General features: G+C 69.1%; 23 protein-coding genes. 9 read left to right on the forward strand and 14 right to left on the reverse strand.

Translation table 11 applies throughout. The features are described from left to right. Positions 1–18: 18 nt before the first annotated feature. The 6 genes from ACLJO0_RS33430 (at position 19) to ACLJO0_RS33455 (ending at position 6414) form a co-directional block, all read left to right on the forward strand. Positions 19–441 (forward strand): DoxX family protein, encoded by a 423-nt coding sequence (locus tag ACLJO0_RS33430; RefSeq protein WP_410582980.1) that lies wholly within the window; start codon positions 19–21, stop codon positions 439–441. Positions 442–748: 307 nt separating this feature from the next. After that, the gene (locus tag ACLJO0_RS33435; protein WP_410582982.1) at positions 749–2041 is read left to right on the forward strand and encodes an extracellular solute-binding protein; all 1293 of its coding nucleotides are present in this window, start codon (positions 749–751) and stop codon (positions 2039–2041) included. Further along, positions 2038–3024 carry a carbohydrate ABC transporter permease gene (locus ACLJO0_RS33440; protein ID WP_125789286.1) on the forward strand — a complete coding sequence of 329 codons (987 nt, stop codon included), beginning with the start codon at positions 2038–2040 and terminating at the stop codon, positions 3022–3024. Before ACLJO0_RS33435 ends, ACLJO0_RS33440 begins: the two co-directional genes overlap by 4 nt. After that, entirely contained in the window at positions 3021–3851 is an 831-nt protein-coding gene (locus ACLJO0_RS33445; protein ID WP_378438345.1) for a carbohydrate ABC transporter permease, read from the forward strand. Before ACLJO0_RS33440 ends, ACLJO0_RS33445 begins: the two co-directional genes overlap by 4 nt. 3 nt (positions 3852–3854) lie before the next feature. After that, complete coding sequence (locus ACLJO0_RS33450; RefSeq protein WP_410582984.1) at positions 3855–5300, forward strand: glycoside hydrolase family 3 protein; 1446 nt, start codon at positions 3855–3857, stop codon at positions 5298–5300. 142 nt (positions 5301–5442) lie between these two features. Continuing rightward, entirely contained in the window at positions 5443–6414 is a 972-nt protein-coding gene (locus ACLJO0_RS33455; protein WP_410582986.1) for an LLM class flavin-dependent oxidoreductase, read from the forward strand. A gap of 56 nt (positions 6415–6470) precedes the next feature. On the opposite strand, the gene ACLJO0_RS33460 is transcribed toward ACLJO0_RS33455, so the two are convergent. The 4 genes from ACLJO0_RS33460 to ACLJO0_RS33475 are packed head-to-tail and all read right to left on the reverse strand — an operon-like array spanning position 6471 to position 9628. Next, entirely contained in the window at positions 6471–7343 is an 873-nt protein-coding gene (locus ACLJO0_RS33460) for an NAD(P)-dependent oxidoreductase (RefSeq protein ID WP_410582987.1), read from the reverse strand. 38 nt (positions 7344–7381) lie between these two features. Next, positions 7382–8005, reverse strand: a complete 624-nt coding sequence (locus ACLJO0_RS33465) for an NADPH-dependent F420 reductase (RefSeq protein ID WP_410582989.1) — start codon at positions 8003–8005, stop codon at positions 7382–7384. A 31-nt stretch (positions 8006–8036) separates the two neighbouring features. Further along, positions 8037–8660: an SDR family NAD(P)-dependent oxidoreductase gene (locus ACLJO0_RS33470; protein WP_410582991.1), complete on the reverse strand. Its 624-nt coding sequence runs from the start codon at positions 8658–8660 to the stop codon at positions 8037–8039. 32 nt (positions 8661–8692) lie between these two features. Further along, the gene (locus ACLJO0_RS33475) at positions 8693–9628 is read right to left on the reverse strand and encodes an SDR family oxidoreductase (protein WP_410582993.1); all 936 of its coding nucleotides are present in this window, start codon (positions 9626–9628) and stop codon (positions 8693–8695) included. A 180-nt stretch (positions 9629–9808) separates the two neighbouring features. Here ACLJO0_RS33475 and ACLJO0_RS33480 point away from each other — a divergent pair, with 180 nt between their 5' ends. Further along, on the forward strand, positions 9809–10696 hold the full coding sequence (locus tag ACLJO0_RS33480) for a LysR family transcriptional regulator (RefSeq protein WP_410582994.1): 888 nt from the start codon (positions 9809–9811) through the stop codon (positions 10694–10696). A 57-nt stretch (positions 10697–10753) separates the two neighbouring features. Here the strand turns inward: ACLJO0_RS33480 and ACLJO0_RS33485 are convergent, their stop codons facing one another. The 3 genes from ACLJO0_RS33485 to ACLJO0_RS33495 all read right to left on the reverse strand — a co-directional run bounded on the left by ACLJO0_RS33485 (position 10754) and on the right by ACLJO0_RS33495 (position 13510). Continuing rightward, a complete protein-coding gene (locus ACLJO0_RS33485) occupies positions 10754–11491 on the reverse strand; it encodes a GNAT family N-acetyltransferase (protein WP_410582996.1) in 738 nt (245 codons plus the stop codon). Between the two features lie 54 nt (positions 11492–11545). Further along, on the reverse strand, positions 11546–12640 hold the full coding sequence (locus ACLJO0_RS33490; RefSeq protein WP_410582998.1) for a glycosyltransferase family 4 protein: 1095 nt from the start codon (positions 12638–12640) through the stop codon (positions 11546–11548). 81 nt (positions 12641–12721) lie between these two features. Beyond that, entirely contained in the window at positions 12722–13510 is a 789-nt protein-coding gene (locus tag ACLJO0_RS33495) for an inositol monophosphatase family protein (RefSeq protein WP_410582999.1), read from the reverse strand. Between the two features lie 18 nt (positions 13511–13528). Between ACLJO0_RS33495 and ACLJO0_RS33500 the strand changes: the two genes are divergently transcribed. Continuing rightward, complete coding sequence (locus ACLJO0_RS33500) at positions 13529–14224, forward strand: creatininase family protein (RefSeq protein WP_410583001.1); 696 nt, start codon at positions 13529–13531, stop codon at positions 14222–14224. An 86-nt stretch (positions 14225–14310) separates the two neighbouring features. On the opposite strand, the gene ribA is transcribed toward ACLJO0_RS33500, so the two are convergent. From ribA to ACLJO0_RS33525, 5 genes are read right to left on the reverse strand one after another with little or no spacing between them, the layout of a single operon-like run. Continuing rightward, positions 14311–15873: a GTP cyclohydrolase II gene (gene ribA / locus ACLJO0_RS33505; protein WP_410583003.1), complete on the reverse strand. Its 1563-nt coding sequence runs from the start codon at positions 15871–15873 to the stop codon at positions 14311–14313. Next, the gene (locus tag ACLJO0_RS33510) at positions 15870–16688 is read right to left on the reverse strand and encodes a methyltransferase domain-containing protein (protein WP_410583005.1); all 819 of its coding nucleotides are present in this window, start codon (positions 16686–16688) and stop codon (positions 15870–15872) included. The genes ribA and ACLJO0_RS33510 overlap by 4 nt, the downstream gene beginning before the upstream one ends. Continuing rightward, positions 16685–17752 (reverse strand): glycosyltransferase family 4 protein, encoded by a 1068-nt coding sequence (locus ACLJO0_RS33515; protein WP_410583007.1) that lies wholly within the window; start codon positions 17750–17752, stop codon positions 16685–16687. The genes ACLJO0_RS33510 and ACLJO0_RS33515 overlap by 4 nt, the downstream gene beginning before the upstream one ends. Continuing rightward, positions 17749–18147 (reverse strand): 6-pyruvoyl trahydropterin synthase family protein, encoded by a 399-nt coding sequence (locus tag ACLJO0_RS33520; protein ID WP_410583009.1) that lies wholly within the window; start codon positions 18145–18147, stop codon positions 17749–17751. The genes ACLJO0_RS33515 and ACLJO0_RS33520 overlap by 4 nt, the downstream gene beginning before the upstream one ends. A 21-nt stretch (positions 18148–18168) precedes the next feature. Then, a complete protein-coding gene (locus tag ACLJO0_RS33525) occupies positions 18169–19149 on the reverse strand; it encodes a dehydrogenase (protein ID WP_410583011.1) in 981 nt (326 codons plus the stop codon). A gap of 59 nt (positions 19150–19208) precedes the next feature. Between ACLJO0_RS33525 and ACLJO0_RS33530 the strand changes: the two genes are divergently transcribed. Further along, complete coding sequence (locus tag ACLJO0_RS33530) at positions 19209–19904, forward strand: CDP-alcohol phosphatidyltransferase family protein (protein WP_410583013.1); 696 nt, start codon at positions 19209–19211, stop codon at positions 19902–19904. On the opposite strand, the gene ACLJO0_RS33535 is transcribed toward ACLJO0_RS33530, so the two are convergent. Beyond that, the gene (locus tag ACLJO0_RS33535) at positions 19905–20267 is read right to left on the reverse strand and encodes a tautomerase family protein (RefSeq protein ID WP_410583015.1); all 363 of its coding nucleotides are present in this window, start codon (positions 20265–20267) and stop codon (positions 19905–19907) included. Between the two features lies 1 nt (position 20268). Further along, positions 20269–20832, reverse strand: a complete 564-nt coding sequence (locus tag ACLJO0_RS33540) for a TetR/AcrR family transcriptional regulator (protein WP_410583016.1) — start codon at positions 20830–20832, stop codon at positions 20269–20271. Positions 20833–21126: the final 294 nt, after the last annotated feature.

The raw sequence follows: 21126 nt of genomic DNA on the forward strand, positions 1-21126 counted from the left end.
CGGAGAAAGATCCCCGGCATGTCCGGAGGAACCAGCGGTACCCGCGGCCTGCCCCTCGGCTCGATCGTGCTGTGGGTCGTGCGCGTCGCGCTCGCGGCCGAGTTCCTCTACAGCGGTTACCTGCTGTTCGCGGGCGGCCACACCGAACAGACCTTCGCCGAGATCGGACTCGGGCAGTGGCTCCGGTACGTCACCGGCGTGCTCGAGGTCGGCGGCGCGGTCGGCCTGCTCATCCCTCGCCTCGGCGGGCCGGCGGCGTTGCTGCTGGCGGGCGTCATGCTGGGCGCGAGCGTCACGGAGCTGTTCATCCTCGCCAACGGTGGCCCTGTCCTCCCGCTGATCCTGCTGATCGTCTCCGCGACGCTGGCGTGGTTCCTGCAAGATCAGACCCGCGCGCTGCTCGGCATCGAGCCGCCCGCCGAGGACGAGGACGACCGCTAGCCCTCCTCGGCGAACGCGCGGCCGTCTTCCTCCGAACGTCGCAACCACCTCCCGCCGAATGCACCGATCACCGGGACGGTCAACGAAAAACCGCATGTCAGCGCGCCTCGCGAGCACTTGACGGCAGTGCCGAAATCCGGCCATCAGCGTGATCACGCACTCACTCAAGGTGAAAGATTGCGGCTCGTTTACAACGAACCGGCCACCTGCTTGACAGTCGGAGTGGTACGTACCACGCTGCCCGCATTGGTCTACACCATTTTGTGGGAGCCCGGCATCGTGGTCGGGCATCGAAAGGACGGCACGAGTGAAGCGCTGGCTCAAGATGACTGCGGGCGCCGCGGCCATCACCCTCGCGACGGCGGGCTGCGCCGGTTCCGGCAGTGGCGACAGCACGAATTCGAGCGCTCCGGCCTCGAACGGCACGCTCACGGTCTGGCTCATGACCGGGACCGCCCCCGAATCTCTGACGAACTCGCTCCACAAGGAATTCGAAGACGCGCACCCTGGCGTCAAGATCAAGTACGAGATCCAGCAGTGGAACGGCATCCAGCAGAAACTGACCACCTCGCTGGCCAGTGACAACCCGCCGGACGTGATCGAGCTGGGCAACACCCAGACGCCCGCGTTCGCCAACCAGAACGTGCTCGCCGACCTGAGCTCGAGTGTCGCCGACTTCAACGGCGGCCAGTGGCTCCAGGGCCTCAAGGCTTCGGGCGAGTACGACGGCAAGACCTACGGCGTCCCGTTCTACGCGGCCAACCGTGAGGTCATCTACCGCAAGGACATGTTCGAGCAGGCCGGTATCACCGCGACGCCGAAGACGCGCGCGGAGTGGCTCGACGCGGTCACCAAGCTCAAGGCCAAGTTCGGCAGCGACCCCGAGTTCCAGGCCGTCTACCACCCCGGCCAGAACTGGTACGAGCTGCTGTCCTACATCTGGGACGAGGGCGGCGACATCGCCCAGGCCAACGGGAAGTCCTTCAAGTCCACCCTGGACACCCCGCAGGCCAAGGCCGGGCTCGAGTTCTACAAGCAGCTCACCGACGCTTCGGGCACCAAGGCGCCGAAGGACGCCGACGAGGCCACCCCGCAGCAGGCCGGTATCTACGGCGCGGGCAAGGTCGCGATGATGATCGGTGTCCCGGGCGAGGTCGACACCGCGGCCAAGACCGACCCGTCGATCAAGGAGAAGTCGGGCGCGTTCCCGATCCCGGGCAAGGCCGCCGGCAAGTCGGCCCCGGTCTTCCTCGGCGGTTCGAACCTGGTCATCCCGGCCAACAGCAAGAACGCGGCCGCGGCCAAGGACTACATCAAGCTGTTCTCCACCCCGAAGTACCAGACCGAGCTGGCCAAGGCCGGTTACGTCCCCGGTACCTCGACCGACGTGTCCGCGCTCGACGCGAACCCGCTCACCAAGGTCATGGCCGAGGCGTCCAAGAACGGCCGCGCCGTGCCGACCAGCCCCAAGTGGGGTGACGTCGAATCGGGCCAGAACCCGATCAAGGACATGCTGACCGCATACCTGACCGGAACGAAATCGCTCGACCAGGCGACCGCCGACGCCAACGCAGCGCTCGACAAGCTCATCGGCGGATGACCACGACCAAAGATGTGACGACGCCGGCGGGGTCCTCCCCGCCGGCTTCGCCGCGCATCAAGCCGCCGAAGTCCAATCGGCGCCTCCGTCTCGGCGAACGGACGGCGCCGTATCTGCTGATCCTCCCCGCGCTGGTCGCGATCCTGGTCCTGCTGGGCTGGCCGACACTGCAGCTGATCGGGATCAGTTTCCGCAAGCTCGACCTCCGTGAGCTGGTCTCCGGAGAGATGGTCTGGGTCGGGTTCGAGAACTTCTCCGAGATCCTTTCCGACCCCGAATTCTGGGAGATCACCGTCCGCACGCTGGTGTTCACCGCCGCGGTCGTGATCACCACCCTGCTGCTCGCGCTGTTCATGGCGCTGCTGATGCGGCATCTCAACCCGGTCGTCCGGGTGGTCCTGCAGGTCGCGCTGATCCTCGCGTGGGCGACCCCGGTGCTCGCGACGACCACGGTCTTCCAGTGGATCTTCGATCAGCAGTACGGGATCCTGAACAAGACGCTCGCGAAACTCGGCTTCGACGGGTTCATCGGGCATTCCTGGTTCTCCACCGGGCCGAGCACGCTGACCGTCATCGGTCTGCTGGTCGTCTGGCAGGCCGTGCCGTTCGTGGCGTTCACCCTGTACGCCGGGCTTCTCGGCGTCCCGAAGGAGCAGTACGAGGCCGCGGGCATCGACGGCGCGAACGCCTGGCAGGCGTTCTGGGCGGTCAGCTGGCCCGCGATCCGGCCGATCCTGACCATGGTCACGTTCCTGTCGGTCCTGTGGGACTTCAAGCTGTTCGCCCAGGTGTGGGCGATCCGCCAGGGCGGTCCGGACGGCGCCAGCACGACACTGCCGGTCTACATGTACCTCAAGGGCCTCGCGGGCAACCACTTCGGCCTGGCGGCGACCGCCGCCCTGCTGATGATGCTCGTGCTGATCCTGCTCACCGCCCGGTACGTCCAGCTGCTGGTGCGCACGAAGGAGGCCGACCTGTCATGAAGAAGTCCCTGATCCAGCGGATCGGCCTCGGCACGTTCGGGGTGATCGTGGCCCTCCTGTTCGTCTTCCCGACGTACTGGATGGTCACGTCGTCGCTGAAGACGCCGGGCGAGGTCCTGTCACCGAACTACGACCTGATCCCGCTCTCGGTGACGTTCGAAAACTTCGTCACGGCGCTGACGAAACCCGGGTTCACCACCTATCTCGCCAACAGCCTGATCGTCACGATCGGCGCGGTGCTGTGCTCGCTCGTCGCGGGCGTACTGGCCGCGGTCACCTTGTCCCGCATGCGCTTCCGCGGGCGCAAGGGTTTCCTGATGCTGGTGCTGGTCGCGCAGCTCGCACCGTTCGAGGCGCTGCTGATCCCGATGTACCTGCTGATGCGGGACGCCGGGTTGCTCAACCAGCTGCCTTCGCTGCTGCTGGTGTACTTCGCGGCGACGCTGCCCTTCACGTGCTGGATGCTTTACGGCTTCGTCAACGGCATCCCGTACGACCTCGAAGAGGCCGCGATGATCGACGGTTGCAGCCGGGCGGGCGCGTTCCGCCGGGTGACGCTGCCGCTGCTCGCGCCGGGGCTGGTGACCACGTCGGTGTTCAGCTTCATCACCGCGTGGAACGAGTTCCTGTTCGCGTTCGTGTTCATGCGCGACCAGAGCAAGCAGACGCTGCCGGTGTGGCTTTCGTCGTTCCGGACGGCGTTTTCCGTGGACTGGGGCGGCATCATGGCGGCGTCGGTGATCTACGCCGTGCCCGCGCTGGTGTTCTTCATCCTCGTCCAGCGCAAGCTCGTGTCCAACCTGACCGCAGGCGCAGTGAAGGGATAAGCGTTGTCTTCACCGGAAAAGTTGGCCGGATCCGTTCTCGTGTCGGGCTTCGACGGCACGACCGCACCGGATTGGCTGCGGCGCAAGGTGGCCGACGGCCTCGGCGGTGCGATTCTGTTCGGCCGCAACGTGGTCGACGACGAGCAGGTGGCCGCGCTCAGCGAGCAGCTGCGGGCGGAACGGCCCGACGTACTCATCGGCATCGACGAGGAGGGCGGTGACGTCACCCGGCTCGACGTCGCCACCGGCTCGTTCGTCCCGGGACCGCTCGCACTCGGCGCCGCGGACGACGTCGAGCTGACGGCGTCGGTCGCCGCGGCGCTCGGCGAGCGGCTTGCCGCCTGCGGGGTCACGATCAACTTCGCCCCGTGCGCGGATCTGACCCTGGCGGCGGAGGATCCCTCGATCGGGGTCCGGGCGTTCGGTTCGGATCCGGCGAAGGTGTCGCCGCATGTCGCGGCGTACATCACCGGCCTGCAGAAGTACGGCGTCGCCGCGTCGGCCAAGCATTTCCCCGGGCACGGGGCGGCCACCGACGATTCGCATCACGCATTGCCGGTGCTTCCCCGAACCGAGGCGGAACTGCACGAGATCGAGCTCGTCCCGTTCAAGGCCGCGATCGCGGCAGGCGTGCGCTCGGTGATGACCGGGCACCTCGTCGTGCCCGCGTGGGGTGAACTGCCCGCGACGCTCAACCCGAAGGCGCTCACCGACGTCCTGCGCGGCGAACTCGGCTTCACCGGCGCGGTGGTCACCGACGCGCTCGACATGGGTGCCGTCGCGGGCGAACTCGGCAAGACCGAGGGCGTCGGCCGGGCGGCGGTGCGGGCGCTGATCGCCGGCGCCGACGCGCTCTGCCTGGGTGGCGTGTCGTTCGAAGAGGACGAGCTGAACCGGATCGCGGCGGTCATCGCGGCCGCGGTCGAAGCCGGCGAGCTGCCGCTGGAGCGGCTGGCCGAGGCTTCGGAACGGGTCGCCGCGCTCGGCGCTCCCCCGGTGTCGACGCCGATCTCGCCGGTCGACCACCGGCTCGGCTTGGAGGCGGCGCGCAAGGCGCTGCGGATCCAGGGTTCGCCGAAGCCGGCCGGACCGCCGCTGGTGATCGACATCGAGACCGAGCCGATCATCGCGGCGGGCCCGATGCCGTGGGGGCTCGGCTCGCATCTGACCGAACTCGTGCCCGGCACGCGCGCGCTCAAGGTCACCGGGGACGAGATCGCGACCGCGATCGACGCCGTCCACGGTGCCCGCGACCTCGTGATCGTGACGCGCGAGGCGCACCGGCATCCCGAGGTGCGCGAGTTCCTCGACTGGCTCCGGGAGGCAGGCGTGGACTACATCCGGGTCGAGACCGGCGTGCCGGGGCCGGACACCGGCGACGTGCCGCGGATCGACACGTTCAGCGGGTCCTACGTCAGCCTCCGCGCCGCCGCGGAGTACCTGGCCTGACCCAGCCCCCTGACGCAATTCGGCACCTGGTTGCGGTACTTGCACGCGCAAGGACCGCAAGCAGGTGCCGAATTGCGTTATTCGGTTGCGGGGACGACGGCCGGGTGTTGTAGTCGCTGAAGATCGATTCCCGGCCTAGGAGATGATCGTCTTGGTTTCACGGCTCGGAGTCAGGATCCCGCGCGAACTGCCCGCCGCCCGGTTGAAGAGTCTGGCCCAGCGAGCGGAGTCGGAGGGCCTGGACGAGGTCTGGATCGTCGAGGACTGCTTCTACGCGGGCGGGATCGCCACGGCGTCGGCGGTGCTGGCCTCGACCGAGAAGATCACCCTCGGCATCGGCATCATGCCCGCGGTGGCCAGGAATCCGGCCATCGCGGCGATGGAGATCGCGGCACTGGCGGAGCTGTACCCGGGACGCCTCATCGTCGGGTTCGGGCACGGCGTGCCGAGCTGGATGCGGCAGATCAACGCGTGGCCGAAGTCGGCGCTGGCCGCGTTCGAGGAGACGCTGACGGTCATCCGGCGGTTGCTGGCGGGTGAGCGGGTCTCCTTCGAGGGCAAGCACGTCCGGCTGGACGAAGTCGAGCTGGAGTTCCCGCCCGCGATACCGCCGAAGCTCATCGCCGGCGTCCGCGGTCCGAAGTCCCTCGCCGCCGCGGGCCGGGTGGCCGACGGGACGCTCCTCGCCGAACCCGCGACGCCGGAGTACGTACGCGCGACACGGGACGTCATCGGCGTCGAGGGTCATTCGATCGCCACCTACAACTGGCTGTCCCTCGACGCCGACCCGGATCGGGCTCGCGAACGGGCGCGGTCAGACGTCGCTTCCGCGATCGGACCGAACTCGGGACCGGCGCTGGAGCCGCTCGACTTCGGCGCCGAACTGCTGGCCGAGGTCAAGGCCGCCACCGACCGGGAAGACCTGGCGCGGCGGCTTCGGCCCGAGTGGATCGACAGGCTGAGCATCAGCGGCACGCTCGACCGGTGCGCCGAGCAGATCCGCGCGCTGTACGCGGCCGGGACCGAATCCGTCGTCCTGCTCCCCTTGCTCGGCGAGCCGGAGGAGGAGTCCTTCGTCGCCGCGGGCCGGATCGCCACCGCCCTGCGCGGCTGACCCCCACCGCATTCAGAGGACTGAATGCGGTATTTGCCGCACGCGACCTACCGCGTTTAGTCCTCTGAATGCGTCCCGGGGTGGACTTCGAGGGCCTTGACGACGGCGACCATGTCCGCGTCGCCGAAACCGAGCCGCGCGGTCTCGGCGTAGAGGGCGCGGGACGCCTCGATCAGCGGCAACGTGAGTCCCGCTTCCCTTGCCGTCGCCGCGATCAGCTCGACATTGGCCAGGACGTTCGCGATCGAGGCCTGCGGGGCGAAGTCCTCCTCGACCAGTTTGGGCGCCTTGACCCGCAGGATCGGACTGGCCAGCTGCCCGGCGCCGAGGACACCGGCGAGCAGGCCGAGGTCGAGCCCATGCGTCCTGGCGAAGTGCACGGTCTCGGCCAGACTGGTCACGACCGCGGTCAGGTGCACGTTGACCGCCAGCTTCATCAGGAGCCCGTTGGGGACCGGCCCGCACTCCACGGTTTCCCGGCACAACGGCCCGAACAGCTCCCGGATCTCCTCGATCGCCTTCGGGTCACCGGCGAGCATGGCGACCAGCTCCCCCGCCTCCGCCGGAACCCGCGAGCCGGAAACCGGCGCCTCCACGTACTTCGCCCCGGCCGCGAGGAGCTCCGACTCGATCGCGCGGGAATGCTCCGGCGCCGTCGTTCCCATGTGGACGATCGTGCGGCCCGCCAGCGCGGACCGCCCGCGGTCGAGCACCGCGTCGACAGCGGCCGCGTCCTTCAGCATCAGGATCACGACTTCGCACCGCTCGAAGAGCTCCGCCACGTCGTCGGCGACCTCGGCCCCCGGCACCGCGGTCCGGCCAGGCGTGCGATTCCACACGAGCAACGGGATTCCGGCCCGCGCCAGGTTCACCGCCATCGGCCCACCCATACTGCCCAGCCCGGCGAAACCGACTCTGGAGATGCCCATGGGACCTACTTTGCCCGATGGCGGGCGGCGCCGGGGGCTCAGCCGGTGAATTCGCCGACGCCGAGGGCGAAGTCCCAGTGGCCGACCCCGTTGCGGGCGAGGCCCATCGTGACCACACCCATTCCTTCCAGCCAATGCGCCATTTTCAGGCCGCCGACATCCAGCGGGCGCAGCCCGAGGCTCTCGATGAAGGCCGCCACGCCCGCCTTGGCCCGCGCGTCGTCGCCGGCGATGAAGACGTCGGGCCTGCCCTTCTCCAGGACATTACGGAAGACGGTGTTGAACGCCTTCACCACGCTCGCGCCGGCGGGGGCCACCTTGGCGGCTTCCTGCGCGATCGAAGTCTCCTCACGGTGGGCCAGTCCGTCGGCCGTGGCGTTGAAGGGGTTGCTGATGTCGACGATGACCTTGCCCGCGAGGGCGTCTCCGTACTCGGCGACGACCGGAACGACACCGTCGGCCAACAGGGCCGTGACGACGATGTCCCCGGCCGGGACGGTGCCCCACTCGCCCGCCGTCGCGCCGCCGCCCAGTGCCTTGGCCAGGTCATCGGCCTTGGCCTGATCCCGTCCCGTGACCTCGACGGTGTTACCGCGCGCGACCGCGAGCGTGCCGATGGTCCGGGCCATGTTCCCCGTACCGATGAGGGTGATGCTGCTCATGAGGTGTGCTCTCCTTCTGTTTTCGAGTGGTTCAGACGGCGGTGGTGCCGCCGTCGGCGACCAGTTCCAGGCCGTTGACGTAGCTGGAGTCGCCGGAGGCGAGGAACAGGGCGACGGTGGCGATTTCTTCGGGGCGGCCCATCTTTCCGCGGGGAATGAGGGCTTCGAACGCGTCCTTGGTCGCCTTGTCGAACAGTTCTTCCTGTTTGGCGGTGGCGACCTGGCCGGGGGTCAGGACGTTCACCCGGATCTTGCGGTCGCGCAGTTCGTTGAGCCAGACGCGGGCCCATGCCTTCTGCACGGTGAACAGGGTGCCGCGCGCGTTGAGCCAGAAGGCGCCGTGGAACTGTTCCTCGGTGATCTCCCCGAGAACGGCGGGTTCGCCCATCCCGGCGCTGGCCCACAGCACGTCGATCGAGCCCTTTTCGCGTTTGACGGTGTCGTACAAGCGGTCCAAGTCGTCCAGATCGGCCGCGTCACCCTGAACGGCGGTGACGTTGCGGCCGATCAGCTTGACGGCGTCGTCCAGTGCTTCCTGCCGCCGGGCCTGGATGAAGACGTGCGCTCCTTCGTCTACGAACAGTTTGGCGCCTGCCAACGCCATGCCGGTGGATCCGCCGGTGATCACCGCTACTTTGCCGTCGAGCTTTCCCACGATCACTCCTCTGAATTAATGGGTAAATGCCGTCAGACGGCGGAAAAGTAATGGCCGTTGTCCAAATCGGCGAGCAGGCCAGGCTGTGTGGGTTCCCAGCCGAGGGTCCGGCGCGTGGTGAGACTGGACGCCGGATAGTTCTGGGTGACTATGTTCGCGAGGAATCCGAAATATCCCGGCACCATCAGTACATCCGCGGGAATACTCACGGCAGGCAGGCCCAGACGGCCGCCGATGGCCTCGGCGATCTCGCGGAGCGGGATGCCGCCGTCCGCGATCGCGTGCCAATATTCGCCGGGTTGCCCCTTCTCCAGTGCCAGGCGGAACAGGGAGGCGGCATCGCGGATGTGCACGGCGTTCCACAGGTTCGCGCCGTCTCCGGGGTAGCCGACGAAACCCTTCTCCTTCGCGAGCGCGATCAGCTGCACGAGGAAACCGGCGCGATCGGTCGTGCTGTGCGCGATGTTGGCGATCCGCACGATCGAAGACCGCACTCCCCGCTCGGCGAGGCCGACCACCGCGGTTTCCACGACGTTCCGAACCCGCAGCGTGCCCTGGTACTCATCGCCGCCGGGAAGGGCCGGGTCCTCCTCGGTGACCGGACGGCCGAGGTCCCCGGGCGAGCCGATGCTCCCCGCCGCGACCAGTGGCTTTCCGGTTCCCGCGAGTGCCTCCCCGTACGCGAGCATGATCGGGAGCTCCGCGGCGGCCACGGCGTCGATCCCGCCGGACGGAAGCAGGTCTTGCCGGTGCGCGACGTGGATGACGCCTTCGGCATCCGCGGCCGCCTCCTTGAGCCCGTCGAGATCCTCGATGTCGCCGCGACGCACCTTCGCGCCGAGCGCGGACACCGCCGCCGCGGCGGCGTCCGACCGGGCCAGACCGGTGACCTCGTGCCCGGCGGCGATGAGCTCGGGAATGATGTACGAACCGGAATGACCGGTCCCGCCAGTGACGAAAACGCGCATTGGTGTGCCTGCTTTCTGAAAGCCGGAAAGGACGCGATGGACGGCACTGAATTCCTGCTTCGAATTCCTTTTTTCGGCCCCATCCGTTACCTATTCAGGTTGCCATTGACCCGAGCGGGCGTCCAAGACCGTTTTCAGTCGTGGTGATACCCTGAAGGCATCACCAGACCGGGAGGCGCCATGGATCTGGATCTGCGCAAACTGCGCTACTTCCTCGCCGTCGCCGACCGGTTGCACTTCGGCCGCGCCGCCGAGGAACTGCATATCGCGCAACCGGCGCTCAGCCGCCAGATCCGCGCGCTGGAACAGGATCTCGGCGCCCCGCTGTTCACCAGGGATCGCCACGGCGTGGCGCTGACCGACGCGGGCAGGCAACTGCTGGCCGACGCCGGTCCGCTGCTCGCCTCCGCGCAAGCGGTTCGCCGCCGGGTGACCGTGGCGGCCCGCGGCGGCCTGCGGCTCGCGGTCGGCTTCCGGACCGGCATCCCGGTCATCCCGGCGGCAAGGGCGTTCGAGGCCCGGCATCCGGACGTGGTCTTGGACGTACAGCGGATCGAATGGGACGACCAGGCCCCGATGCTGCTCGACGGCCGCATCGACGTCGGCTTCGTGCGGCTGCCCATCGACGAGACCGGACTGCGCGTGACCCCGCTGTACACCGAGCCGCTCATGGTGGTGCTGCCCGCCGACCACCGGTTGGCAGGCAAGGAAGAGGTCACCGAGGCCGACCTGGCCGGTGAGCCGCTGGTCTGGCATGCCGGCCCGGGCACACAGCCCACCAGACGCCCGCACCCCGACTCCGGGCTCCAGGCTCGCGGCGTGGAGGAGAAGCTCGAACACGTCGCGGCCGGCCGGGGCATCTCGTTCGTGGGGCGTTCGGAGACCGTGTTCTACTCACGACCCGACATCAGCTACGTACCCATCCCGGAACTCGCACCCGAACAGGTGTGTCTCGCGATGGCGGCATCGCGCACTTCGCCACTGGCCGACGACTTCTTCGCCGCGGCGCAAGCGACGGCCGAGATCACGGCGGAATGCGGGAACTATGCCTTGGGCGCGGAGTCGTGAGTGGCGATTCGGGTTAGAACCCGAATCGCCACTCACGACCAACCGCACCGGCCGGGCTCAGAAGGGGTGCTCCATCCACACGTTCGCCTCCACGTAGACCCCGCAGTCCCGCTCGACGTTCGCGTGCACCGGCGCGATCCCGCCGGGGATCACGTTGTCGCCGTCGGCGAGTTTGACGCCGGTCCACTCGTGCCAGTCCGCGATCGAGCCCGAAATGGTCACCGCGAACGGGCACACCTTGATCATCCGCGCGCCGAGCCGTTCGTGGGTGCGCAGCCAGCGGTCGGCGAACAGCCCGTCCTCGCGGCGCCGGACGGCGTACTCCTCCATCGGTACGTCCGGTTCGTCCTCCTTGCCGATCGGGCGCACGGACACGATCAGCCGTTTCAGTCCCGTCTCGGCCGCGCGCGCCTTGAGCGCCTTCAGCATCGGCGTGGACAGGCCGGTCCCGCGCATTCGGGGCGCCACAACGACTTCGAGTGCGCACAGGGTGTCCGGCGCGCGGCCGTCCATGAGGTCCTGCGCGGCCCACTGGATCGCCTCGTCCCAGCCGTGCGCCGGTAGTTCGCGGCGGTCTTCGGCGGGATAGGTCAGCGGGACGGACAGCGCCCGCGCGATCGGTTCGCCGTCGTCGTCCAGCGCGATCAGGAAGTACCGGGCCCAGTGGCGCAGGAACCGTTCCGGCGTGATCATCTTGCCGCTGAATCCGGCGTAGATGAACTCACCGCCGACGTCGCCGACGTTCAGCGCGGGATCGAGGAGATCGGGACGGGACGCAAGATCGACGATTCGCATGCCGCCAAGTCAATCGAGCCGATCATCGGCCCGATAGCTGCTTCCGGGCGATGATCAAGCGAGCTGGCGCGGCGTGGCCTGCAACCGGGACAGGACGTCGGTGAGCCTGCCCGCCGCGACATCCCATTCCTCGAGGACGCTGCTCCGCGCGAGCGCCGACGTCCGCAGCGAATGGCGCAGTTCGGCGTCGAGCGACCAGCGCAGCAACGCCGTCGCGAGCGCCGACGGGTTGTTCGGCGGCACCAGCATGCCGGGGACCCCGCCGCCGGGTGCCGTGCCGAGCGCGTCGTGCGCGCCCGCGGTTTCGGTGGCCACCACGGGGATCCCGCGTGCCAGCGCCTCGGCGACGACCAGTCCGGAGGTACCGCCGCGAGCGGGCAGCACGAGCAGATCGGCGCCGTCGTAGACCAGGTCGAGATCGTCCGGCGGCCGGATGAGGCTGATCCGGGACCCGAGCCCGAGCCGCTCGACCGTCCAGCGCAGTTCGTCGACGTAGGCGGGATCGTGGTGCGTCGCCCCGGCGAACACGCATTTGAACGCGAGTTCGTCGATGGTCGAGAGCGCCCGGATGAGCACGTCCTGGCCGTGGCGCGCGGTCATGGGCGCGAGACACAGCAGCCGGGAGACGCCGTCCGCGCCCGCGGCGAGCGGGGCCGCGTCGGTTCCGGGTGTCGCGACGTAGACGCGGGTCGGGTCGAGGTCGTGCCGGTCGATCAGTTGCCGCGCGAGCCACGGCCCGGTGGCGACGATCATGCCGGCCAGCCGCAGGGTCTCCCGTTCGCACGCGTCGAGTTCGGCGGCCTGCGCAGGGTCGAGCGCGGGGTCGTCGGCGAGCGGCCGGTGGACCAGGACGGCCAGCCGCAGCCGCCGGGCGTGCGGGACCACGATCTCCGGGACTCCGCAGGCGACCGTGCCGTCGATCAGGACGACGGTGTCGTCGGGCAACGCGGCGAGCGAACGGGCCAGTCTCGACCTGGACAGCGGTCCCGGCATCGGCCATTCGCCGGCGATCGGCAGTTCCAGCAGCGGGAGGCCGGTGGCCGGGAGGTTCTGGCACATGCGGCGGTCGTACTCGCCGCCTGCCTCCTCGACGTCCCCCGGCAGGACGAACACCACCGGCTCCGTGCCACGAACGGTTGAGGTGTACACGGTTTACCTCCAGATGCGGGCGCCTTATCAGGAGACACGGCCGCGGCGCCCGATCGGTTCATAATTCGCGGCGCGAAGTTTTCACCCGTTCACCCGCTCGATCGCGGCCACGAGGTCGTCACGCAGTCCGGCTCCGACCGCGATGGTGGCCGCCGAGCGCACCGTGTGATCGCCACCGTCCGCGTCGACCACCACTCCCCCGGCCTCGCGTACCAGCAGGACACCCGCCATCGTGTCCCACGGTTTGTTGGCGAGGATGACGCTCGCGTCGAGTTTGCCGTGCGCGACCCAGGCGAGGTCGATCGCCGCGGAGCCGAGGAACCGGACGCGCTGCACGCGGCCGCCGAGTTCGGCCAGCAACGCCATCCGGACGCGGTTCTTGACCTCCGCGCCCTCGCCGACCGCGAAGTCGCCGATCGACACGATCGCGTCGGACAGCTTCGTCGCCTTCGAGGCCGTGAGACGTTCTTCGCCCGCGTACGCGCCCTGGCCTTCGGCAGCGGTGTAGGTGACATCGAGGAACGGCAAGGAGATCGCCGCGACGGTGCTCTTCAACCCGTCGACGAGGCCGAGCGAAACACCGCACAGCGGGATCCCGCGTGCGAAGTTCGCCGTGCCGTCGACGGGGTCGAGCGCCCACCACAGGTTCTCGTCGCCCTGGTGCCCGCGCTCCTCACCGAGGATGCCGATCTCCGGCGTCTCCCGCGTCAGGAAGTCGCGGACGGCGTCCTCGACGGCAAGGTCGACGTCGGTCACCATATCGCGATCACCTTTGGCGGCAACGGAAAACGACGTCATCGAGCGGATGATGCCGGTCGCCTTGGCGACGGCTTCGGCGGCGACGGACAACAATGCGGCGTGGTCGGTCATATGGGTACCGTAGCCGGAATGGACCTGTTCCCGACCGCCACGACGGCCGACGAAAGCGCGCGAGGCGCGGACATCGCGGTGCTGCCGATCGGCGCTTTCGAACAGCACGGCGCGCACCTCCCGCTGACCACCGACACGGTGATCGCGACGACGATCGCCGACGCCGTCGCGGCCGCGTACCCGGTGCTGCGGCTCCCGCCGATCACGATCGGCTGCTCGCACGAACACGCGGACTGGCCGGGCACGGTCAGTGTTTCGGCCGCGACGCTGTACGCCGTGGTGACCGACGTCGCCGCCTCGCTGCGCCGGTCCGGGGTGCCGAAACTGGTGCTGGTGAACGCGCACGGCGGCAACTACGTCCTGTCCAACGTGGTACAGGAGTCGACGTCGCCGATGGCGCTCTTCCCCGGTGTCGAGGGCTGGCAGGCGGCGCACGACGCGGCCGGGCTGGAGACGTCGCTGGACAGCGACATGCACGCCGGCGAGCTGGAAACCTCCCTGCTGCTGCACGCCCATCCGTCACTGGTCCGGCCCGGTTTCGCGGAGGCGGACCACCTCGCCGACGACAGGCGGCATCTGCTCACGGTGGGGCTGCGGCCGTATTCGGAGTCCGGCGTGGTGGGGCGCCCTTCGCTGGCGACGGCGGAGAAGGGACGGCTGGTGCTGGAGTCACTGGTGGAGAGCTTCGGGGGGATCCTGGCCGCGCTCGCTTGACCCACCCTCACGTGCTATGAAAGGTCCTTTCCTGGCAAATTTTGCTAGGAAAGGACCTTTCATAGCGCTCCCGCCGCCGGAATCCCTCAGGAGCCCACCGACTCGATCGCGTCCAGATGCGGCAGGAAATGGTGCATCCGTTCCTGTTTCGTCCGCAGGTAACGCAGGTTCTCGTCGTTCGGCGTGACCAGCAACGGCACCCGCTCGCTGATCACGACCCCGTGCAGCTCCAGCTGGTCGACCTTCGCCGGGTTGTTGGACAGCAGCCGCACCGATCGCACCCCGAGATCGGTCAGGATCTCCGCCGCCGCACGGTAGTCGCGCGCGTCCACGGGCAGCCCGAGCGCGATGTTCGCCTCGACGGTGTCGAGCCCGTCTTCCTGCAACCGCATCGCTTTCAGCTTCGCGAGCAGGCCGATTCCGCGTCCTTCGTGTCCCTGGGCGTACACGAGGACTCCGGCGCCCTCCTCGACGATCGCGCGCAGCGCGGCGGCCAGCTGGTCGCCGCATTCGCAGTGCATCGAGCTGAACACGTCTCCGGTGAGGCATTCCGAATGGACCCGCGCCAGCGTGCCGGAGGCCGCGACGTCGCCGTGCACCAGCGCCATCTGCTCGGTGCCGTCGGCGTCCAGATAACCGTATGCGCGGAAAACGCCGTAACGGGTGGGCAGTCGGGTCTCCACGACCCTCTCGACGGTCATCGCGTTTCTCCTGTCTGTTCGGTGACTCATGACCGAGCGCGCGAGCAGAACGCCCGCACCGGGAAGGCTGGAGACGAGCGCGAGCACGCCGTAGACCACCGCCACGGTGACGCCCTGCGACGAACCGAGGCCCGCCGCGCCGAACAGCAGCGCGCAAACGCCTTCGCGCGGGCCCCAGCCGCCGATGTTCAGCGGCAGCCCCATCGCGAGCAGGGCGAGGATCATCAGCGGCAGCAGATCACCGATCGGGGCGGTGATCCCGGCCGCGCGCGCGGCGACGACGAACAGGGCGAGATGCCCGGCAAGGGTGGCGAGCGAAAGCAGGCTCACGCCGGGCCAGGTCTCCCTGGTCAGGAGGCCCAGCCGGACGTCGGCGAGGGTGACGGCGAATCCGCGGCGCCATTTCGATCCACTGTGGATCCACCGCTTTCCCGCCGTCATCCCGGTGGCGACGGCCGCGAGGGCGAGCGCGACGACCACGATCCCGGCGACCGTGACGGCCCCGTCGATCGGCGGCGGCACCACGGAAGGCGTGCCGAGCACGACGGCGACCGAAGCGCCGATCACCGCGATCTGCCCGGCCGTCCGCTCCAGCACCACCGCGCGGACGCCGCGCGGGACGTCGCCGGACTCGCGGCCGTGCTGCACGGCGCGGTTGACGTCGCCGAGCACTCCCGTCGGCAGGACTCCGTTGAGGAACAACGCGCGGTAGTACTCGCCGACGGCGTTCGGGAGCGACAACCGGAGACTGAGCCGTCGCGCGACAAGACACCACCGCCACGCGCTGAAAACAGTGGTGGCGAAACCGATCCCGAGCGCGGCGACGACACCGCCGGCGTCGACCTCACGCAGCCCGTCCAGGAACGCGCCCGTGCCCAGTTGCCAGACGAGCACCCCGAGGATGCCGAGCGCGCCGAGGATCCGAAGCCAGGGCCAGCACCGTTTCACGACGGCACCATCAGGAGATCTTCGTGCTGGATCATCGCGTTCAGCTCACCGGCCGCGCATTGCGCGAGCCGCCACCGCAAGTACGTGTCACCGTCCGCCGCCAGCTCCGGCCGCTGCTCGCAGGCGGCGCCGACCCAGCCGGTGAGCCATTCCGCGGTCAGCGCGGCCTGATCCGCCCCGAGCCGCCACGGGCTCGGCACGCGCCGCACGGTGGCGCCGAGCCGTTCGAACACCCCGAAGGCGACGTCCACCGCGTCCGGGCCGAGCAGCCACCGGCCGTCGGTCACCCGGCGCTGGTGCGCGTTGAAGGCGTCGGAGATCTCGATGTCGAACTTGTCCTTGGGTGACAGCACCACCCGGCCCGAAACGCTCAAGGTGAACAGGACCGCGCAGCCCGCCTCGACGCACGCCTCCGCCAACCGGGACATCTCCTCGGCGGTGAGCAGGTCGAGCAGCGCCGACGCCGCCACGAGCGAGGTCCCGGCGAGGTCCTCCGCGCGTAACTCGGTGATGTCACGCTGTTCGGTGACGACGGTGACTTCGCTTCCGTCCAACGCGTGCTCCGGACGACTGGTGCGGGCCAGCGCGTGGGTGAGCAGTTCGGGGTCGCGGTCGTGCAGGATCCAGCGCTGGCGGCCGGGCAGCCGCCTGGCCAGCCAGCGGCCGAGCGAACCGGTGCCGCAGCCGAGATCCCGGATGACGAACTCGTCCTGTTCGCGCAAGAACGCCCGGACCGGCTCGATCAACTCGGTCGCGCGGGCCGAGGCGTCCGCGTCTTCACGCAGCCGAAGCCAGCTGGGGGCGTACTTGGTCATGCCGCCGTCCTTTCGTTCAGCAGCACGGCGGCGACGCCGCGGGCCGTCTCGTCCCAGCCGGGCAACGTCTCGCGGCGAAGGCGGGCGGAGGCGCGAAGACGGTCACGCAGATCGGGCTCGGTGAGCCAGCGGCGGAGGGCCGTGGCCAGCGCGTTGACGTCCTCGCCGGGGACGAGCATCCCGGGGACGCTGCCGTCGGGCGACCGGCCGAGCGTGTCCGGCAGGGCGTCGACGGCGGTCGCCAGCACGGGAATGCCGTGCGCGAGCGCCTCGGTGACGACCATGCCGTAGGTCTCCGCGCGCGAAGGAAGCACGAGAAGGTCTGCGGCCGCGTACGTCGCTTCGAGCGCTTCGCCGGACCGCGGGCCGGTCAGGGTGAACCGATCGCCGAGGGAGTGTCGCCGCAAGCGTTCGACGTAGCGGGTCTCGCGGCGGATGGCGCCGACGCATTCACAGTTCCACGGGAGGTCCTTGAGCGACTTCAACGCGTCCGCGAGCAGGCCTTGGCCCTTGCGTGGCGTCACGTTGGCGACGCAGACCAGTTGCGTCCCGTCCAGGCTCCCGGACGCGAGATCGGCCCTGTCGACCCCGGGCGGCACCGCGTGCACCCGGTGCGGAGCGAGGTCGTGGTGCTCGATCAGCCGTCGCGCCGCCCACTCGCTGGTCGCGACCACGGCCTCGACCGCGCCGAGGGTCTCGGCCTCCAGCCGGTCCAGTTCGGCGGCGAGCGAAGGCGAAAGTCCCGTCTCGTCGGCCAGCGGCAGATGCACCAGCACCGCGATCGACAGCCGTTGCGCCGACGGCACGATCACCTCGGGCACCCCGCAGGCGACCAGTCCGTCGAGCAGGACCGCCGAACCGTCCGGCAGTTCGGCGAGCTTGCGTGCCAGTACCTTGCGCGTCTCGGTGTCGGGCCGCGGCCAGTTCCCGGGCACGGCGATCTCGTGGACCTCCACGCCCGTCGCGACGAGGCCGTCGCACAGGCGGCGGTCGTAGACGTTGCCGCCGCTGGGCGCGCTCACGTCGTCGATGTCGTTGGGCAGGACGACGTGAAGGCCACTCACAGCGCACGCTCGTAACTCGCCCACGCGACGTGGGATTCATGCAGTGAGACGACGATCCCTTCGAGCCCGCGGGCGCCCTCGCCGAGCGCGCCCGCGTGGACGCGATCGGCGAGCCGGTCGGCGACGACCTTGGCGAGGAACTCGGTCGAGGTGTTGATCCCGGCGAATTCGGGCACGTCGTCGAGGTTGCGGTAGTTCAGGTCGGCGAGCACCGCTTTGAGCTCTTCGGTCGCCTTACCGATGTCGACGACGATGTTGTCGGCGTCCAGCTCGGACCGGCGGAACGTCGCGTCCACCAGGAAGGTCGCCCCGTGCAGCCGCCGCGCGGGACCGAAGACCTCGCCGCGGAAGCTGTGGGCCACCATGACGTGGTCGCGGACGGTGATACTGAACAACGGACCTCCCGGGTAGTGCCCTTAACGCGTGTCCTCCAGCTGATAGGTGACACGGAGGCAGAGCGTTCCTGGTTCATTCGAGGCCAGACGCGGCAGGACGTCCGGTAGTTCATGGAAGCGACATTCCCCGCTGACCAGCACCTTAAAGGCGGGGTCCGACAAAATCCGCAAAGCGAGGGCCAGGCGGTCGCCGTAGCTCCGGTTCAGGCGCCGGGACGGCGAGACCATGCCGACCTGGCTGCTGCGGATCGCCAGCCGTCGTGAATGGAAGTTCTCGCCGAGCGGGACGCTGATCCGGCGGTCGCCGTACCAGCTCAGTTCGATGACCTCGCCCTCCGGCGCGAGCAGTTCCAGCGACCGCGCGAGCCCCGCCTCGCTCGCGCTGGCGTGCACGACGAGGTCGCAGTCGCCCAGTGCGTCCTCCGGTGTCGAGAAGTCGACACCGAGCGCTTCGGCGATCTTCGCGCGCTCCGGATCGATGTCGATCAGCTGCACCCTGGTCGCCGGGAAGCCGGCCAGGAGTTTCGCGACGCTGCTGCCGACCATTCCGGCGCCGACCACGGCGATCCGGTCGCCGAGTTTCGGCGCCGCGTCCCAGACCGCGTTGACCGCGGTCTCGATCGTGCCCGCGAGGATCGCGCGTTCCGGCGGCACCCCGCGCGGTACCGGCGTGACCGCGTCCGCCGGGACGACATAGCGCGTCTGGTGCGGGTACAGGCAGAAGACGACCTGACCGACGAGTTCCGCCGGACCTTGTTCGACCACGCCGACATTGAGGTACCCGTACTTCACGGGCCCCGGGAATTCGCCCTCCTGGAACGGCGCGCGCATGGCCGCACGTTGACTCGGCGGGACCTCGCCGCGGAAGACGAGCGTCTCGGTGCCACGGCTCACGCCCGTGCACAGGGTGCGGACCAGCACCTCGCCGTCGCCGACCGGAGGGAGCGTGACCGGCCTGAGCTCACCGTCACCGGAACCACTGAACCAGAAGGCGCGTTCCATCGTGTCCTCTCATGTCGGCCCCTTCGAGGGGGCCATCGTCACCATAACGAGGAGGCCTCGTGATCAACCCCGGAATTTTCCTGGGGGTCCTCGTCCAGCTGGCGCTGCTGGGGACGCTGGACGCCGTCGCCGGGCTGGGCACGCTGGGCTGGCTCGCCGGCGCGGCCTACGGCCTCGCGGTGGGCGGATTCCTGACCTACGGCCTGAACCGGAGCACCGCGCGCTCCCTCGGCCCCGCCGACGCCGTGACCCTGGCACGCTCCGGACTGGTCGGCTGCGTGACCGCGCTCGTCGTCGACACCGCCGGCCGGGAGATCGTCACGATGGTCGTCCTCGCGTCGGTCGCGCTCGCCCTGGACGCCGTCGACGGCCAGGTCGCACGCCGCACCGGGACGGCGTCGCCGCTCGGCGCGCGGTTCGACATGGAGGTCGACGCGTATCTGATCCTGATCCTGAGCGTGGTCGTCGCACAGTCGCTGGGCCCGTGGGTGCTCACGATCGGCGCGATGCGCTACGTCTTCGTCGCCGCGAGCAGGTTGTGGCCGTGGCTGAACTCGCCGCTGCCGCCGAGCTTGGCGCGCAAGACGGTCGCGGCGGTGCAGGGCATCGCGCTGGTCGCGGTGGCTTCGACGATCCTGCCGCTCTGGGCCGGTTTCGTGGTCACGCTGGGTGCGCTGGGGTTGCTGACGTGGTCGTTCGGGCGCGACACGTGGTGGCTGCTGGAGCAGCACTCCTTCGCCGCCGCACCCGCCTGATCACGCGTACTGCGCTTCGCCGTTCCCGATCGACCAGTCGACCGGATCGTTCTCCGTGATCGTGACGAGCACGTTCCGCGGCTCGGTCCCCGCGTACTCCTCGGCGAGTTCAGCGATCCGCCGGTAGAGCGACTTCTTCTGCTCGTCGGTGCGCCCCCTCCGCATGGCGATCGCGACGAACACGACCCCTTCGTCGCGGTGGATCCCCAGGTAGTCGTCGTACTTCAGGGTGCTCCGGCCGTTGAGGACCTGGAAACGGTCGTCGGCCGGGATGCCGAGCGTCTCGACCATCGCGTCGTGGACGGCGTTGCCGAGGGCTTCGAGCTTGTCGGTCCCGACGGCGTCGATACGGACGAAGGGCATGTCAGTTCTCCTTGGTGGCGAGCAGGCCGAGGGCGCCGTCGACGGCTTTCGCGAACACGTCCGGGGAGCCGGCGGCGCGGGCGAGGATGTAGCCGCCCTGCAACACCGCGACCAGTGCGGTCGCCGTGGCGAGCGGGTCGAGTTTGGCATCGAGGTCGCCTGCCGCGCGGCCCTCGTCGAGCAGCTCGGCAAGGCGACCGGTGAGCCAGCCGAAGAACTCCTCGACCGGCTTACGCAGATCCGCGTCGGCCATCACGTCGGGATCCTGGGCGAGCCTGCCGACCGGGCAGCCCTTGAGCACGTCGCGCTCGCGGCGCAGGTAGACGGTGATGCGCTCGACGACCGTGCCGGGCCCGGAGAACTCGGCCTCCGCCCTGGCGCGCAGGTCCTCGGCGCTGCGGCCGATCGCGGCGAGCGCGAGATCGGCCTTGCCCTGGAAGTGGTGGTACATGCTGCCCTGGCCGGCGCCGGACCGCTCCTGGATCGCCTTCGGGCTGGTGCCGACGTACCCGCGCTCCCACAGAAGCTCGCGAGTGCTCTCGATAAGCCGTTCCCTCTTGTCCACCTCCTGACCGTACATACCAGTAGGTACAGAGACAAGGTGGCGCGGCGGGAGCAAGGGACCTTTGCTATCACTTTCGCGAGAACCCGCAGGCCAACGGCCACTTTCCGCAATTCGCCGACTAACTGCGGGCACCGGTCCGTGAGGGCCTCCTTCCCTACCCTCAAAGTAGGGAAGGAGGCCTTCACGGACCGCCAAGTCGCCACACATGCCCCAATGACCTCACGTTTCACACCCAAGTACATGAAGGGGGCCTTCCTTGCGCCTAGGTACATGAAGGCCCCCTTCATGTACTTC

Origin of the sequence: Amycolatopsis sp. lyj-108, from assembly GCF_046549005.1 — a bacterium.
Classification (GTDB): Bacteria; Actinomycetota; Actinomycetes; order Mycobacteriales; family Pseudonocardiaceae; genus Amycolatopsis.

Excerpts from the sequence above, each read along its gene's own strand:
- ACLJO0_RS33430 (WP_410582980.1), top strand. The coding sequence starts at position 19 with ATGTCCGGAGGAACCAGCGGTACCCGCGGCCTGCCCCTCGGCTCGATC.
- ACLJO0_RS33440 (WP_125789286.1), top strand. The coding sequence starts at position 2,038 with ATGACCACGACCAAAGATGTGACGACGCCGGCGGGGTCCTCCCCGCCG.
- ACLJO0_RS33445 (WP_378438345.1), top strand. The coding sequence starts at position 3,021 with ATGAAGAAGTCCCTGATCCAGCGGATCGGCCTCGGCACGTTCGGGGTG.
- ACLJO0_RS33455 (WP_410582986.1), top strand. The coding sequence starts at position 5,443 with ATGATCGTCTTGGTTTCACGGCTCGGAGTCAGGATCCCGCGCGAACTG.
- ACLJO0_RS33460 (WP_410582987.1), bottom strand. The coding sequence starts at position 7,343 with ATGGGCATCTCCAGAGTCGGTTTCGCCGGGCTGGGCAGTATGGGTGGG.
- ACLJO0_RS33465 (WP_410582989.1), bottom strand. The coding sequence starts at position 8,005 with ATGAGCAGCATCACCCTCATCGGTACGGGGAACATGGCCCGGACCATC.
- ACLJO0_RS33475 (WP_410582993.1), bottom strand. The coding sequence starts at position 9,628 with ATGCGCGTTTTCGTCACTGGCGGGACCGGTCATTCCGGTTCGTACATC.
- ACLJO0_RS33480 (WP_410582994.1), top strand. The coding sequence starts at position 9,809 with ATGGATCTGGATCTGCGCAAACTGCGCTACTTCCTCGCCGTCGCCGAC.
- ACLJO0_RS33485 (WP_410582996.1), bottom strand. The coding sequence starts at position 11,491 with ATGCGAATCGTCGATCTTGCGTCCCGTCCCGATCTCCTCGATCCCGCG.
- ACLJO0_RS33495 (WP_410582999.1), bottom strand. The coding sequence starts at position 13,510 with ATGACCGACCACGCCGCATTGTTGTCCGTCGCCGCCGAAGCCGTCGCC.
- ACLJO0_RS33500 (WP_410583001.1), top strand. The coding sequence starts at position 13,529 with ATGGACCTGTTCCCGACCGCCACGACGGCCGACGAAAGCGCGCGAGGC.
- ACLJO0_RS33510 (WP_410583005.1), bottom strand. The coding sequence starts at position 16,688 with ATGACCAAGTACGCCCCCAGCTGGCTTCGGCTGCGTGAAGACGCGGAC.
- ACLJO0_RS33525 (WP_410583011.1), bottom strand. The coding sequence starts at position 19,149 with ATGGAACGCGCCTTCTGGTTCAGTGGTTCCGGTGACGGTGAGCTCAGG.
- ACLJO0_RS33535 (WP_410583015.1), bottom strand. The coding sequence starts at position 20,267 with ATGCCCTTCGTCCGTATCGACGCCGTCGGGACCGACAAGCTCGAAGCC.